The sequence below is a fragment of the Streptomyces anatolicus genome, from assembly GCF_019400875.1.
GTDB lineage: Bacteria > Actinomycetota > Actinomycetes > Streptomycetales > Streptomycetaceae > Streptomyces > Streptomyces anatolicus.
Genome location: NZ_WMBF01000146.1, coordinates 1 through 13,947 on the forward strand (window position 1 = coordinate 1; position 13,947 = coordinate 13,947).

The window sequence follows — 13,947 nt, forward strand, 5'->3', positions numbered from 1 at the left end:
TCCCCCTACGGCGCCTCCAAGCTCGCCGTCGACCACATGATCACCGGCGAGGCCACCGCCCACGGCCTCGCCGCCGTCTCCCTGCGCTACTTCAACGTCGCGGGCGCATACGGCCAGTTCGGCGAGCGCCACGACCCCGAGTCGCACCTCATCCCGCTCGTCCTCCAGGTCGCCCAGGGCAGGCGCGAGGCGATCAGCGTCTACGGCGACGACTACCCGACCGACGACGGCACCTGCGTACGCGACTACATCCACGTCGCCGACCTCGCCGAGGCCCACCTCCTCGCCGTCGAGGCCGCCACCCCCGGCGAGCACCTGATCTGCAACCTCGGCAACGGCAACGGCTTCTCCGTGCGACAGGTCATCGAGACCGTCCGCCAGGTCACCGGCCACCCGATCCCCGAGGTGATCGCCCCGCGCCGCGACGGTGACCCCGCCGTGCTCGTCGCCTCCGCCGCCACCGCGCGCCAGAAGCTCGGCTGGCAGCCGTCCCGCCCGGACCTCGCGGGCATCGTCGCCGACGCCTGGGCGTTCGCCCAGCGAGAGGGGTAGCACATGGCAAGGGCAGCCGAAGTCGCCGCGCGCTTCGAGGAGTTGTACGGGTACGCGCCGGACGGCGTCTGGTCGGCGCCCGGCCGCGTCAACCTCATCGGCGAGTACACGGACTTCAACGAGGGCTTCGTGCTGCCGCTCGCCCTCCCGCACACCGCAGTCGCCGCCGTCGCCCGGCGCACCGACGGCGTCCTGCGGCTGCACTCCGCCGACCTCGACGCCCCGCTCGCCGAAGTGCGCGTCGACGAGCTGACCCCGCTCTCCGACGGCGGCTGGGCCGCCTACCCCGCCGGGGTCGTCTGGGCGCTGCGGGAGGCCGGCCACCCGGTCACCGGCGCCGATCTGCATCTGTCCTCGACGGTCCCGACGGGCGCGGGCCTCTCGTCCTCGGCGGCCTTGGAGGTCGTCACCGCGCTCGCCCTCGACGAGCTTTTCGGCCTCGGCCTCACCCGGCCCGAGCTTGCCGTCCTGGCCCAGCGCGCCGAGAACGCCTTCGTCGGCGTCCCCTGCGGCGTCATGGACCAGACGGCGTCGGCGTGCTGCACCGACGGCCACGCCCTGCACCTGGACTGCCGCGACCTGTCCCTGCGCCACGTCCCCTTCGACCTGGCCGCCCAGGGCCTGCGCCTCCTCGTCGTGGACACCCGCGTCAAGCACGCGCTCGGCGACGGCGCCTACGCGGAGCGCCGCGCCGGGTGCGAGGCGGGCGCCCGGGCCCTCGGCGTCAGCCACCTGCGGGACATCGCGTACGAGGAACTGCCCGCCGCGCTCGCGGATCTGACGAGCGACAAGGTCCGCCGCTATGTCCGGCACGTCGTCTCCGACAACCACCGCGTCGCACAGGTCATCGGCCTCCTGGACGCCGGTGACGTCCGCGCGATCGGCCCCGTACTCACCGATGGCCACGCCTCGCTCCGCGACGACCTGCGCATCTCCTGCCCGGAGCTGGACCTGGTGGTGAGCACCGCGAACGCGGCGGGCGCGCTCGGCGCCCGGATGACCGGCGGCGGCTTCGGCGGCTCGGCGATCGTCCTGGTGGAGAGCGGCGCCTCGGACGCGGTGGCCAAGTCCGTCCTCGACGCCTTCGCAGCGGCGGGCTTCGCGGCGCCGCGCGTGTTCCCCGCGGTGGCGTCGGCGGGGGCCCGCAGGGAGGCCTAGGCCGGTCCGGAACGGGCCCTAGGCCAGCCGCTTGGTGAGCGTGAACTCCTTGACGCCCTCGGGGTAGTCGGGGATCACGCACACCAGGTCGTACCCCTGATTGCGGTAGAAGCCCGGCGCCTGGAAGTCCCAGGTCTCCACCCGGGAGTTGCGGCAGCCCCGCTCCTCGCGGGCCACCCGCTCCGCCTCGGCGAGCAGCCGGGAGCCGAGGCCCGCCCCGCGGTGCCGGTCGTCGACCCAGAGGTAGTCGACGTGGAGCCAGCGGGCCCAGGTGTGCGCGGCGAGTCCGGCCGCGAGGCCGCCCGCCTCGTCCAACGCCCAGAGCGCCAGGGGGACTTCCTGGTCATCGACCGTGCCGCGCAGGGCGCGGATCGCCGGGGACGCCGCCGTGTTCGTCGCGGCGAGCCGCGAACGAAGCAGAGCAAGCCGCTCTTTGTCGACTCCTGTCTCCATGCGAAACACACGGCTCACCATAAACGCGCCGGACAATCAGTTCTGCAAATTACCTTCCGCTCCAGGCGTGCGGCCCTACTCTGAAGACCAGTGCCGGTGGGGGCCGGCGCCGATCAGGGGGCGAGACAGTCGGGTACGACGCCCGGCATGGGGGCAGCAGTGACCGCGCGGCGGCGGCCGTGCGGCTGTGTCGACCCCTGTTCCGGGCGCCGTACCCGCTCCGATCGTTCTCCGACGTATTCGACGGGGGTATCCCCTGCTCCTTGCGGGAGCGCGGGAAAGGGGGTTTCTGTGGTTCGTATCCGAGTTCTGGTCGTCGACGACCATCGCATCTTCGCCGAGTCGCTGGCGGCCGCGCTGGCCGCCGAACCCGACGTCGAGGTCTCCGCGGCGGGCAGCGGGCCCGCCGCGCTGCGCTGCCTGGAGCGTTCGGTCGCCGAAGGCCGCAGATACGACGTCCTGCTCGTCGACGCCGACCTCGGCGCCACCGCGAGCGCGCTCCAGGGCACCCGCCCCCAAGCTCTCGGCTTCGCTCGAGCAGGGGGGACCCCCGTCGCCGCCCCGGTCCAGGACGCCAACGCGGACGGGCTCGTCGACGGCATCTCCCTGGTCGCCGGCGTCCGCACCGGCCAGCCCGCGGTGCGCACGGTCGTGCTCGCCGAGAAGGACGACCCGCGCCGCGCGGCCCTCGCGCTCCAGGCGGGCGCCTCGGGCTGGGTCGCCAAGGACTGCTCGCTCTCCCGCCTCCTGACGGTCATACGAGGCGTGCTCAGGGACGAGACGCATCTGCCGCCCGCCCTGCTCACCGGCGTCCTGCGCGAGCTGACGGCCGCCCGCAAGCACCGCACCGAGTCCGAGCGCCTGGTGGAGTCCCTGACCCCGCGCGAGCGCGAGGTGCTGCGCTGCATGGTGGCGGGCCTGGGCAGGAAGGCCGTCGCCGAACGCCTCTTCCTCTCCCCGCACACGGTGCGTACGCACATGCAGAACGTCCTGGGCAAGCTCGGCGTCCACTCCACGCTCGCGGCGGTCGCGCTCGCCCGGCGCGCGGGCGTCGGCCCGGTCGACCTAGCCGGGGATGTTGTCGAACGGGGCGGTCAACTGGCGTAGCAGCCCGGCCAGTTCACCCCGCTGGGCGCGGGAGAGCTCCGCGAGGATGGCCCGCTCCTGCGCGAGGAGTCCGGCCAGGGCCTGGTCCGCGCGGTCCCGGCCCTCGGCGGTGAGCCGCACGAGCACGCCGCGCCGGTCGCTCGGGTCGGGCAGCCGCTCGACGAGCCCCTTCTTGGCGAGGCGGTCGATGCGGTTCGTCATCGTGCCGGAGGTCACCAGGGTCTGCGTCAGGAGCTGGCCGGGGGAGAGCTGATAGGGCGCGCCCGCACGCCGCAGCGACGTCAGGACGTCGAACTCCCAGGGCTCCAGATTGTGCTCGGAGAAGGCGAGTCTGCGGGCGCGGTCCAGGTGCCGTGCGAGCCTGCTCACGCGGCTGAGCACCTCAAGTGGCTCCACGTCGAGGTCCGGGCGCTCCCTGCGCCACGCCGCGACCAGCCGATCGACCTCGTCCTCCATGACGATCAGTGTAGGGGGTCTGTCGACGTGAAGTCTCTTGACGTCAAGATACTTAGCGGTGAGGATGGTGGGGGAAGAGCGTGAACGCGTAAGCCGCCGTCTTCTGGGAGGCCCCTCATGTCCGCCGCCGCAGCCGCCGCCACCTGGGATCCGCACCAGTACCTGCGCCACTCCGACCACCGGACCCGGCCCTTCGCCGACCTCCTGGGCCGCGTCCCCGGCCTGCCCGCCGCCGAAGGCCGCCCGCCCCGCATCGCCGACCTCGGCTGCGGGCCCGGCGACGCCACGCGGCTGCTCGCGCGGAGGTGGCCCGACGCGCACATCACCGGTCTCGACAACTCCCCGCAGATGCTGGCCGAGGCCGAGCGGTTCGCCGGGCCCACGGACGGCGGCGGACGCCTGGACTTCGCCGCCGCCGACGCGACGGAGTGGGCGCCGCCCCCGGGGACATACGACCTGATCCTCTCCAACGCCACCCTCCAGTGGGTGCCGGACCACGCCGACTCCTTCCCCGCCTGGATCACCGCGCTCACCCCCGGCGGCACGTTCGCCTTCCAGGTGCCCGGCAACTTCGACGCCCCCAGCCACGTGCTGATGCGGGAGCTGAGCGGGTCCGCGCGCTGGCGGGACCGGCTCGGCGGGCAGCTGCGCCACGCGGACGCCGTCCTGACGCCCGGGGCCTATCTGGAGCGGCTTGCGGGGCTCGGCTGCGAGGTCGACGCCTGGGAGACGACGTATCTGCACGTCCTTGAGGGCCCGGACCCCGTCCTCGACTGGGTCAAGGGCACGGGCCTGCGCCCTGTCCTGACCGCGCTCGGGGACGACGCGGAGGCGAGGGAGGCGTTCCTCGCGGAGTACGGGGCGCTCCTGCGCGAGGCGTACCCCGCCATGGACCAGGGCACGGTCTTCCCGTTCCGGCGGGTGTTCGCGGCGGCGCGCAGGGGGGACGCCTGATGCTCACGGCCATCGACCACGTCCAACTGGCCGCCCCTCCGGGCAGCGAACCGCTCCTGCGTACGTACTACGTAGACGTGCTCGGCATGACGGAGACCCCCAAGCCACCTGCCCTCGCGGCGCGCGGCGGCTGCTGGTTCGAAGCGGGCGGCGTGCGCCTGCACCTGGGCGTCGAGGAGGACTTCAGCCCCGCGAGGAAGGCGCACCCGGGGCTGCGGGTGCGGGACATCCAGACGTACGCGGCCCGGCTGACGGCACGGGGCGCGGAGGTCACCTGGGACGAGAACCTGCCGGGCCACCGGCGCTTCTACTCCCGGGACCCGGCCGGCAACCGCCTCGAATTCCTCGAACCCTCGCCCCCGGAAGCCGTCAGCTCTTGCGGTGGCCTATCAGGCGGGGCTTTGGTTCCAGGCCGTCCAGGCCGTGCCACGCCAGGTTGACGAGGTGGGCCGCCACCTCCGCCTTCTTCGGCTTGCGGACGTCCAGCCACCACTGGCCCGTCAGCGCGACCATGCCGACCAGCGCCTGCGCGTACAGCGGCGCCAGCTTCTGGTCGAAGCCCCGGCCCTTGAACTCCTGGCCCAGGATGTCCTCGACCTGCGTGGCGATATCGGAGATGAGGGAGGCGAAGGTGCCCGTGGACTGGGCGACGGGGGAGTCGCGGACCAGGATGCGGAAGCCGTCCGTGTACGTGTCGATGTAGTCGAGCAGGGCGAACGCGGCCTGTTCGAGGAGTTCCCGGGGGTGCCCGGCGGTCAGCGCGCTGGTCACCATGTCCAGGAGCTGGCGCATCTCACGGTCCACCACGACCGCGTACAGGCCCTCCTTGCCGCCGAAGTGCTCGTACACCACCGGCTTGGAGACCCCGGCCTTCGCCGCGATCTCCTCCACCGACGTGCCCTCGAACCCCTTCGCGGCGAAGAGCGTGCGGCCGATGTCCAGCAACTGCTCCCGGCGCTCGGCACCCGTCATCCGGGTGCGGCGGGTGCGCCGGGGCTGCTTCTCTTTGCCGGCAGGGCTGGAATTGCTGGAGTCGGTCGCCACGTCGTCCATCATGCCGCGTCAGCGGCCTGTGGCTGGCGGCGGGCGTCGATGCGGTCCTTCGAGGGCCACCGCACGTCGTACGCCCAGCCGAGCCGCTCGCACCAGCGGATGATCCGCGCGGAGGAGTCGAGCTGCCCCTTCAGCACGCCGTGCCGCGCCGACGTCGGGTCGGCGTGGTGGAGGTTGTGCCAGGACTCGCCGCAGGACAGCACCGCGAGCCACCACACGTTGCCCGAGCGGTCACGCGACTTGAAGGGCCGCTTGCCGACCGCGTGGCAGATGGAGTTGATCGACCAGGTCACGTGGTGCAGCAGCGCCACACGGACCAGCGAGCCCCAGAAGAACGCCGTGAAGGCACCCCACCACGACATCGTCACCAGGCCGCCGACCAGCGGCGGAATGGCCAGCGAGACGATCGTCCAGAACAGGAACTGCCGGGAGATGGCGCGGATCACCGGGTCCTTGACCAGGTCCGGCGCGTACTTGTCCTGCGGGGTCCGCTCCTCGTCGAACATCCAGCCGATGTGCGCCCACCACAGCCCCTTCATCAGGGCCGGGACCGTCTCACCGAAACGCCACGGCGAGTGCGGGTCACCCTCCGCGTCCGAGAACTTGTGGTGCTTGCGGTGGTCGGCCACCCAGCGCACGACCGGGCCCTCCACGGCCATCGAACCGGCGACCGCGAGCGCGATCCGCAGCGGGCGCTTCGCCTTGAAGGCGCCGTGCGTGAAGTAGCGGTGGAAGCCGATCGTGATGCCGTGGCAGCCCAGGTAGTACATGAAGACGAGCAGGCCGAGATCGAGCCAGCTCACCCCCCAGCCCCAGGCGAGCGGAATCGCCCCGAGCAGGGCGACGAACGGGACGACGATGAACAGGAGCAGCGCCAGCTGTTCGAGGGACCGCTTCTGCTCACCGCCCAGGGTCGCGGGCGGCAGGGTGCCGGTGGAGTCCGCCCCCTGGGCGGGAGCGGCGTGGATCACATCGGTCTCGGAAGGCGCATCGGAAGCTGTCGTCATGGGCACGTCCCCTAGGGGGTCGAGGGTCAAGGTCGAGAGAGAGCGGTGCACAGGCACGGGTACCGCTTCCTACGGTTCCGTAACCTACGGCGACGTAAGTATGGCAGCGCGGAGCGTCCGGGCAAGTGGCGGATCGTTTCGGCGGGCGACGGGGCGTTGCGGCGAGCGGCGGACCGTTTCGGCACGTGGCGGGGCGTCTCGGCACGTGGCCGGAACTTCCCTGGCACGAAGTGACACCTATCCTTGGAAACGGTCGGACAGCGCGGTCCGCTCTGAATCTCCCCGGATCCTTACCGGGACCCCTCCCAGACGAGCTTCAAACACTGCAAGGAGCCGCACCTGTGAGCAGTGCCGACGACCAGGGCCGTCAGGCCACCAGCCCCGCCAGCGCCGAGCTGCGCGCCGACATCCGCCGCCTCGGCGACCTGCTGGGCGAGACCCTCGTACGCCAGGAGGGTCCCGAACTCCTCGAACTGGTCGAGAAGGTCCGCCACCTCACGCGCGAGGACGGCGAGGCCGCCGCCAAGCTGCTCGGCGGGACGGAACTGGAGACCGCGGCCAAGCTGGTCCGCGCCTTCTCCACCTACTTCCACCTGGCGAACGTCACCGAACAGGTCCACCGCGGCCGCGAGCTGCGCGCCCGGCGCGCCGCCGAGGGCGGACTGCTCGCCCGCACCGCGGACCGCCTCAAGGACGCCGACCCCGAGCACCTGCGCCAGACCGTCCAGCACCTCAACGTGCGGCCGGTCTTCACCGCGCACCCCACCGAGGCGGCCCGCCGCTCGGTCCTCAACAAGCTCCGGCGCGTCGCCGAACTCCTCGAGACCCCGGTCATCGAGTCCGACCGGCGCCGCCACGACACCCGTCTGGCCGAGAACATCGACCTGGTGTGGCAGACCGACGAGCTGCGTGTCGTGCGCCCGGAACCCGCCGACGAGGCCCGCAACGCCATCTACTACCTCGACGAGCTGCACGCCGGCGCCGTCGGGGACGTACTGGAGGACCTCACATCGGAGCTGGAGCGCGTCGGCGTCCAGCTGCCCGAGGGCACCCGCCCCCTCAGCTTCGGCACCTGGATCGGCGGCGACCGCGACGGCAACCCGAACGTGACGCCCGCCGTCACCTGGGACGTCCTGATCCTCCAGCACGAGCACGGCATCAACGACGCGCTCGACATGATCGACGAGCTGCGCGGCTTCCTCTCCAACTCCATCCGCTACACCGGAGCCACCGACGAGCTGAAGGCCTCCCTCCAGGGCGACCTGGAGCGGCTGCCCGAGATCAGCCCCCGCTACAAGCGGCTCAACGCCGAGGAGCCGTACCGGCTCAAGGCCACCTGCATCCGGCAGAAGCTGGAGAACACCAAGCAGCGCCTCGCCAAGGGCACCGCCCACGAGCCCGGCCGCGACTACCTCGGCACGAGCGAGCTGCTGGAGGACCTGACGCTGATCCAGACCTCCCTGCGCGAGCACAAGGGCGCCCTCTTCGCCGACGGCCGGATGAACCGCACCATCCGCACGCTCGCCGCGTTCGGCCTCCAGCTGGCCACGATGGACGTACGCGAACACGCCGACGCCCACCACCACGCGCTCGGCCAGCTCTTCGACCGCCTCGGCGAGGAGTCGTGGCGCTACACGGACATGCCCCGCGAGTACCGCCAGAAGCTCCTCGCCAAGGAGCTGCGCTCGCGGCGGCCGCTCGCGCCGTCCCCGGCCCCGCTGGACGCCGCCGGTGAGAAGACCCTCGGCGTCTTCCTCACCGTCAAGAAGGCCCTCGAGGTCTTCGGCCCCGAGGTCATCGAGTCGTACATCATCTCGATGTGCCAGGGCGCCGACGACGTCTTCGCCGCCGCCGTCCTCGCCCGCGAGGCCGGCCTCATCGACCTGCACGCGGGCTGGGCCAAGATCGGCATCGTGCCGCTCCTGGAGACCACCGACGAGCTGCGCGCCGCCGACGTCATCCTCGACGAGATGCTCGCCGACCCTTCGTACCGGCGTCTGGTCGCGCTCCGGGGTGACGTCCAGGAGGTCATGCTCGGGTACTCGGACTCGTCCAAGTTCGGCGGCATCACCACCAGCCAGTGGGAGATCCACCGGGCGCAGCGGCGGCTGCGTGACGTCGCGCACCGGTACGGGGTGCGGCTGCGGCTCTTCCACGGCCGTGGCGGCACCGTCGGCCGTGGCGGCGGCCCCTCGCACGACGCGATCCTCGCCCAGCCCTGGGGCACCCTGGAGGGCGAGATCAAGGTGACCGAGCAGGGCGAGGTCATCTCCGACAAGTACCTGGTGCCCTCGCTGGCCAGGGAGAACCTGGAGCTGACCGTCGCGGCCACGCTCCAGGCCTCCGCCCTGCATACGGCGCCGCGCCAGTCCGACGAGGCCCTTGCCCGCTGGGACGCGGCGATGGACGTCGTCTCGGACGCCGCGCACTCCGCCTACCGGCGGCTCGTCGAGGACCCGGACCTGCCGACGTACTTCCTCGCGTCGACGCCGGTCGACCAGCTCGCCGACCTGCACCTCGGCTCCCGGCCCTCGCGCCGCCCCGGCTCGGGCGTCTCGCTCGACGGCCTGCGGGCCATTCCGTGGGTGTTCGGCTGGACCCAGTCGCGGCAGATCGTGCCCGGGTGGTTCGGTGTGGGGTCAGGCCTCAAGGCGTTGCGGGAGTCCGGGCTCGACACCGTGCTCGACGAGATGCACGAGCACTGGCACTTCTTCCGGAACTTCCTCTCCAATGTGGAGATGACGCTGGCCAAGACGGATCTGCGGATCGCGCAGCACTACGTCGACACTCTCGTCCCGGACGAGTTGAAGCACGTTTTCGACACGATCAGGGAAGAGCATGAGCTGACCGTTCGTGAGGTGCTGAGGGTTACCGGGGAGGATGAGCTTCTTGGGTCCCACTCGGCGCTTCGGCGGACCTTTGCGATTCGGGACGCCTATCTTGACCCGATCTCTTATCTGCAGGTTGCGCTGCTCAAGCGGCAGCGGGACGCGCAGGCCGCCGGCCAGGAGGCTGATCCGTTGCTGGGGCGGGCCCTGCTTCTTACCGTTAACGGGGTTGCGGCTGGGTTGCGGAATACCGGCTGACTCCTCCTGCGGGGGCGTGGGGGCTGGTCGCGCAGTTCCCCGCGCCCCTTCGGGGGCGCTCCTGCTCAGGAGTTGTACGTGCTCTGGGCTCGTTCCAGGCCCTCGGTGATCAAGGCCTCCACCGCGTCCGCCGCGCGGTCCACGAAGTAGTCCAGTTCCTTGCGTTCCGGGGACGAGAAGTCCTTCAGTACGAAGTCCGCGACCTGCATCCGGCCCGGCGGGCGGCCGATGCCGAAGCGGACCCGGTGGTAGTCGGGGCCCATCGCCTTCGTCATCGACTTCAGGCCGTTGTGGCCGTTGTCGCCGCCGCCCAGCTTCAGCCGCAGCATGCCGTAGTCGATGTCCAGCTCGTCGTGGACCGCGACGATGTGCTCCGTCGGCACCTTGTAGAAGTCGCGCAGCGCCGTCACGGGGCCACCCGAGACGTTCATGTACGACATGGGCTTCACGAGGATCACCCGGCGGCTCGCGGGACCGGGCGCCCCGATCCGGCCCTCGACCACCTGGGCCTGCGCCTTCGCGGCCCGCTTGAACTTGGCGCCGATGCGGTGCGCGAGCAGGTCGGCCACCATGAAACCCACGTTGTGCCGGTTCATGGCGTACTCGGGGCCGGGATTGCCGAGGCCCGCGATGAGCCAAGGGGCGTTGGCGTCGGTCGTCACGTGCGTGTCTCCTTCATACGCGGCAGCCGCCGCCCCCCGAGGGAGCGGCGGCTGCCGTGCCGAATGTACGTCGCGAGGATCAGGCCTCGGCGGACGCGTCGCCCTCGGCGGAGTCGGCCGGGGCCTCCTCGGCCTGGGCGGCCAGGACCTGGAGGACGACCGCGTCCTCGTCGATCGCCAGCTTGGAGCCGGACGGCAGCGGGATGTCCTTGGCGAGGATGGACGCGCCGGCCTCGAGGCCCGCGATGGAGACGGTGACCTCGGTCGGGATGTGCGTGGCCTCGGCCTCGACCGGCAGCGTGCTCAGGACGTGCTCGAGGAGGTTGCTGCCCGGGGCCAGCTCGCCCTCGGTGTGGACCGGGATCTCGACCGTGACCTTCTCGCCGCTGCGCACGAGCAGCAGGTCGACGTGCTTGAGGATGCCCTGACGGAGGGCGTCACGCTGCACGGCCTTCGGGATCGCCAGCTGGGTCTTCTGGCCGTCGACGTCCAGGGAGATCAGGACGTTCGGGGTACGCAGGGCGAGCAGCAGCTCGTGGCCCGGCAGGGTCAGGTGGACCGGGTCGGCGCCGTGGCCGTAGAGAACGCCGGGAACCTTGTTCTCGCGGCGGATGCGGCGCGAGGCGCCCTTGCCGAACTCGTTGCGGGTCTCGGCGGAGATCTTGACCTCGGACATGTGCACTCCTCGTACAACAGGTGTCGGATGGGGTTACCCGGCCATACGACTGGCCTGCTACGAAGAGCGCGTCGATAACGGACCGCCCCACCAAAAAGGTGAGGCCTCCCTCGCCGAGCAACTTCAGCAGTCTACTCGGCCGGGAGGCCACACCCAAAAGGATCTCTACTGCTCCTCGAAGAGGCTCGTCACCGAACCGTCCTCGAAGACCTCACGGACCGCGTTCGCGATCGTCGGCGCGATCGAGAGCACCGTGATCTTGTCCAGCTCCAGCTCGCCCGGGGTCGGCAGCGTGTCCGTGAAGACGAACTCGCTGACCTTGGAGTTCTTCAGGCGGTCCGCGGCCGGGCCGGAGAGCACGCCGTGCGTGGCCGTCACGATGACGTCCTCGGCGCCGTGCGCGAAGAGCGCGTCGGCGGCGGCGCAGATCGTGCCACCGGTGTCGATCATGTCGTCGACCAGGACGCAGACGCGGCCCTTCACCTCACCGACGACCTCGTGCACGGTGACCTGGTTGGCGACGTCCTTGTCGCGGCGCTTGTGGACGATCGCCAGCGGGGCGCCGAGCCGGTCGCACCAGCGGTCGGCCACCCGGACGCGGCCGGCGTCGGGGGAGACCACCGTCAGCTTCGAGCGGTCCACCTTCGCGCCCACGTAGTCCGCGAGGATCGGCAGCGCGAAGAGATGGTCGACGGGCCCGTCGAAGAAGCCCTGGATCTGGTCGGTGTGCAGGTCGACCGTGAGGATGCGGTCGGCGCCCGCGGTCTTCATCAGGTCGGCGATCAGACGCGCCGAGATCGGTTCACGCCCGCGGTGCTTCTTGTCCTGGCGCGCGTAACCGTAGAACGGCACGATGACGGTGATGGAGCGGGCCGACGCGCGCTTCAGCGCGTCGATCATGATCAGCTGCTCCATGATCCACTTGTTGATCGGAGCGGTGTGGCTCTGGATCAAGAAGCAGTCGGCGCCACGCGCCGACTCCTGGTAGCGGACGTAGATCTCGCCGTTGGCGAAATCGAAGGCCTTCGTCGGCACGATGCCGACACCCAGCTTGTGTGCGACCTCCTCGGCCAACTCGGGGTGGGCGCGGCCGGAGAAGAGCATCAACTTCTTCTCGCCGGTCGTCTTGATCCCGGTCACAGCACTGTCTCCTCAGAGAGTTCTTCCCGCTGCCGTACTCACGCGTCCCGGTGCGTCGAGTCGGCCGAATGTGTGCACCTATCACGGTACGCCGTGTCAGACGCACCTGTTTCCGGTCAGCTTGCGCTGTCCGCCTCCCGGGACGCCGCCTCGGCCGCCTTCGCGGCCGCGCTCCCCGGACGCTTGCGGGCCACCCAGCCCTCGATATTCCGCTGCTGGCCCCGGGCCACGGCCAGCGAACCCGCCGGCACGTCCTTCGTGATCACAGACCCGGCAGCGGTGTACGCACCGTCCCCAACCGTGACAGGAGCCACAAACATGTTGTCCGAACCGGTACGGCAGTGGGAGCCCACCGTCGTGTGGTGCTTCGCCTCGCCGTCGTAGTTCACGAAGACGCTCGCCGCACCGATGTTGGAGTGCTCGCCGATCGTCGCGTCGCCCACGTACGACAGGTGCGGCACCTTCGAACCGTCGCCCACCGTCGCGTTCTTCATCTCCACATACGTACCCGCCTTGGACGCCACCCCAAGCCGGGTGCCGGGGCGCAGATACGCGAACGGTCCGACGCTCGCCCGCTCCCCGATCTCGGCGCTGTCCGACACGCTGTTCTCCACCCGGGCGCCCGGACCGACCTTCGTGTCCTTCAGCCGCGAATGGGGGCCCACCTCGGCGCCCTTGCCCAGGTGCGTGGCGCCCTGGAGCTGCGTACCCGGATGGACGACCGCGTCCCGCTCGAAGGTGACCGTCGCGTCGACCCACGTCGAGGCCGGGTCCACCACCGTCACGCCCGCCAGCATCGCCTCGTTGAGCAGCCGGTCGTTCAACGTCCGCCGCGCCTGCGCCAGTTGGACGCGGTTGTTGATCCCCGCGATCTCCTCGTGGTCCCCGGCCACGGACGCGCCGACGCGGTGGCCGGCCTCGCGCAGGATCCCCAGGACGTCCGTCAGGTACTCCTCGCCCTGGCTGTTGTCCGTACGCACCTTGCCGAGCGCCTCCGCCAGGAGCCGCCCGTCGAACGCGAACACCCCGGAGTTGATCTCACGGATCGCGCGCTGCGCCTCGGTGGCGTCCTTGTGCTCGACGATCGCGGTGACCGCGCCGCTCTCGACGTCGCGCACGATGCGGCCGTACCCGGTCGCGTCCGGCACCTCGGCGGTCAGCACGGTCACGGCGTTGCCGTCGCCGCTGTGCGTGGCGGCGAGCTTCCGCAGCGTCGCGCCGGTGAGCAGCGGGGTGTCGCCGCATACGACGATGACGGTCCCGTCGACCGGGCCGCCAAGCTCTTCCAGGCCGATGCGGACGGCGTGACCGGTGCCGTTCTGCTCCGCCTGGTAGGCGGTGCGGACGTCCGGGGCGACGGCGCGCAGGTGCTCCTTGACCTGCTCGCTCTGGAAGCCGACGACGGTGACGAGCCGCTCGGGGGTGAGCGCGGAGGCGGCGTGGAGCACGTGCCCGATGAGGGACCGGCCACAGATCTCATGCAGGACCTTGGGCAGATCCGACTTCATACGGGTGCCCTCACCCGCTGCGAGGACGACGACGGCCGGGCGGGTTGCGCTCACAGGGATGCCCTTCGGCTTCGGATGGCTTGTGCCTCTGTGGGGTGGACATCCGCAGGATACCGGGGCGTAGGGGGGGGGAAA

The 13,947-nt window shown here is 71.0% G+C and carries 14 protein-coding genes; 6 read left to right on the top strand and 8 right to left on the bottom strand.

Going from position 1 to position 13,947, the window contains the following annotated elements:
• Both GKQ77_RS15425 and galK read left to right on the top strand, forming a co-directional pair.
• Nucleotides 1–552: NAD-dependent epimerase/dehydratase family protein (locus GKQ77_RS15425; RefSeq protein WP_219689342.1), on the top strand; the 552-nt coding region annotated here is incomplete at its 5' end.
• A 3-nt stretch (nt 553–555) separates the two neighbouring features.
• Nucleotides 556–1,710, top strand: a complete 1,155-nt coding sequence (galK, locus tag GKQ77_RS15430; protein WP_219689343.1) for a galactokinase — start codon at nt 556–558, stop codon at nt 1,708–1,710.
• Nucleotides 1,711–1,728: 18 nt separating this feature from the next.
• Here galK and GKQ77_RS15435 read toward each other — a convergent pair whose 3' ends face one another.
• A complete protein-coding gene (locus GKQ77_RS15435; protein ID WP_219689344.1) occupies nt 1,729–2,184 on the bottom strand; it encodes a GNAT family N-acetyltransferase in 456 nt (151 codons plus the stop codon).
• 270 nt (nt 2,185–2,454) lie between these two features.
• Between GKQ77_RS15435 and GKQ77_RS15440 the strand changes: the two genes are divergently transcribed.
• On the top strand, nt 2,455–3,270 hold the full coding sequence (locus GKQ77_RS15440; RefSeq protein ID WP_219689345.1) for a response regulator transcription factor: 816 nt from the start codon (nt 2,455–2,457) through the stop codon (nt 3,268–3,270).
• On the opposite strand, the gene tamR is transcribed toward GKQ77_RS15440, so the two are convergent.
• Nucleotides 3,229–3,726 carry a MarR family transcriptional regulator TamR gene (tamR, locus tag GKQ77_RS15445; protein ID WP_125513240.1) on the bottom strand — a complete coding sequence of 166 codons (498 nt, stop codon included), beginning with the start codon at nt 3,724–3,726 and terminating at the stop codon, nt 3,229–3,231. The genes GKQ77_RS15440 and tamR overlap by 42 nt on opposite strands.
• A gap of 117 nt (nt 3,727–3,843) precedes the next feature.
• Here tamR and GKQ77_RS15450 point away from each other — a divergent pair, with 117 nt between their 5' ends.
• Nucleotides 3,844–4,680 (top strand): trans-aconitate 2-methyltransferase, encoded by an 837-nt coding sequence (locus GKQ77_RS15450; RefSeq protein ID WP_219689346.1) that lies wholly within the window; start codon nt 3,844–3,846, stop codon nt 4,678–4,680.
• Nucleotides 4,680–5,120: a VOC family protein gene (locus tag GKQ77_RS15455; RefSeq protein ID WP_219689347.1), complete on the top strand. Its 441-nt coding sequence runs from the start codon at nt 4,680–4,682 to the stop codon at nt 5,118–5,120. The genes GKQ77_RS15450 and GKQ77_RS15455 overlap by 1 nt, the downstream gene beginning before the upstream one ends.
• Here the strand turns inward: GKQ77_RS15455 and GKQ77_RS15460 are convergent.
• Together GKQ77_RS15460 and GKQ77_RS15465 are read right to left on the bottom strand one after the other, a co-directional pair.
• On the bottom strand, nt 5,050–5,736 hold the full coding sequence (locus GKQ77_RS15460; RefSeq protein WP_055533636.1) for a TetR/AcrR family transcriptional regulator: 687 nt from the start codon (nt 5,734–5,736) through the stop codon (nt 5,050–5,052). The genes GKQ77_RS15455 and GKQ77_RS15460 overlap by 71 nt on opposite strands.
• Nucleotides 5,733–6,740, bottom strand: coding sequence for an acyl-CoA desaturase (locus GKQ77_RS15465; RefSeq protein WP_219689348.1), 1,008 nt, complete (start codon nt 6,738–6,740; stop codon nt 5,733–5,735). The genes GKQ77_RS15460 and GKQ77_RS15465 overlap by 4 nt, the downstream gene beginning before the upstream one ends.
• A 341-nt stretch (nt 6,741–7,081) precedes the next feature.
• Here GKQ77_RS15465 and ppc point away from each other — a divergent pair, with 341 nt between their 5' ends.
• Nucleotides 7,082–9,826 (top strand): phosphoenolpyruvate carboxylase, encoded by a 2,745-nt coding sequence (gene ppc, locus GKQ77_RS15470; RefSeq protein ID WP_219689349.1) that lies wholly within the window; start codon nt 7,082–7,084, stop codon nt 9,824–9,826.
• Nucleotides 9,827–9,891: 65 nt separating this feature from the next.
• On the opposite strand, the gene pth is transcribed toward ppc, so the two are convergent.
• The 4 genes from pth to glmU form a co-directional block, all read right to left on the bottom strand.
• Complete coding sequence (gene pth / locus GKQ77_RS15475) at nt 9,892–10,488, bottom strand: aminoacyl-tRNA hydrolase (RefSeq protein WP_219689350.1); 597 nt, start codon at nt 10,486–10,488, stop codon at nt 9,892–9,894.
• 79 nt (nt 10,489–10,567) lie between these two features.
• The gene (locus GKQ77_RS15480) at nt 10,568–11,164 is read right to left on the bottom strand and encodes a 50S ribosomal protein L25/general stress protein Ctc (RefSeq protein WP_125513235.1); all 597 of its coding nucleotides are present in this window, start codon (nt 11,162–11,164) and stop codon (nt 10,568–10,570) included.
• Nucleotides 11,165–11,329: 165 nt separating this feature from the next.
• The gene (locus tag GKQ77_RS15485; protein WP_125513234.1) at nt 11,330–12,304 is read right to left on the bottom strand and encodes a ribose-phosphate diphosphokinase; all 975 of its coding nucleotides are present in this window, start codon (nt 12,302–12,304) and stop codon (nt 11,330–11,332) included.
• 116 nt (nt 12,305–12,420) lie between these two features.
• Entirely contained in the window at nt 12,421–13,866 is a 1,446-nt protein-coding gene (gene glmU, locus GKQ77_RS15490) for a bifunctional UDP-N-acetylglucosamine diphosphorylase/glucosamine-1-phosphate N-acetyltransferase GlmU (RefSeq protein ID WP_219689351.1), read from the bottom strand.
• Nucleotides 13,867–13,947 lie beyond the last annotated feature (81 nt).

Coding starts and splice junctions, on each gene's coding strand:
- galK (WP_219689343.1), top strand. CDS start 556: ATGGCAAGGGCAGCCGAAGTCGCCGCGCGCTTCGAGGAGTTGTACGGG.
- GKQ77_RS15435 (WP_219689344.1), bottom strand. CDS start 2,184: ATGGTGAGCCGTGTGTTTCGCATGGAGACAGGAGTCGACAAAGAGCGG.
- tamR (WP_125513240.1), bottom strand. CDS start 3,726: ATGGAGGACGAGGTCGATCGGCTGGTCGCGGCGTGGCGCAGGGAGCGC.
- GKQ77_RS15450 (WP_219689346.1), top strand. CDS start 3,844: ATGTCCGCCGCCGCAGCCGCCGCCACCTGGGATCCGCACCAGTACCTG.
- GKQ77_RS15455 (WP_219689347.1), top strand. CDS start 4,680: ATGCTCACGGCCATCGACCACGTCCAACTGGCCGCCCCTCCGGGCAGC.
- GKQ77_RS15460 (WP_055533636.1), bottom strand. CDS start 5,736: ATGATGGACGACGTGGCGACCGACTCCAGCAATTCCAGCCCTGCCGGC.
- GKQ77_RS15465 (WP_219689348.1), bottom strand. CDS start 6,740: ATGACGACAGCTTCCGATGCGCCTTCCGAGACCGATGTGATCCACGCC.
- GKQ77_RS15480 (WP_125513235.1), bottom strand. CDS start 11,164: ATGTCCGAGGTCAAGATCTCCGCCGAGACCCGCAACGAGTTCGGCAAG.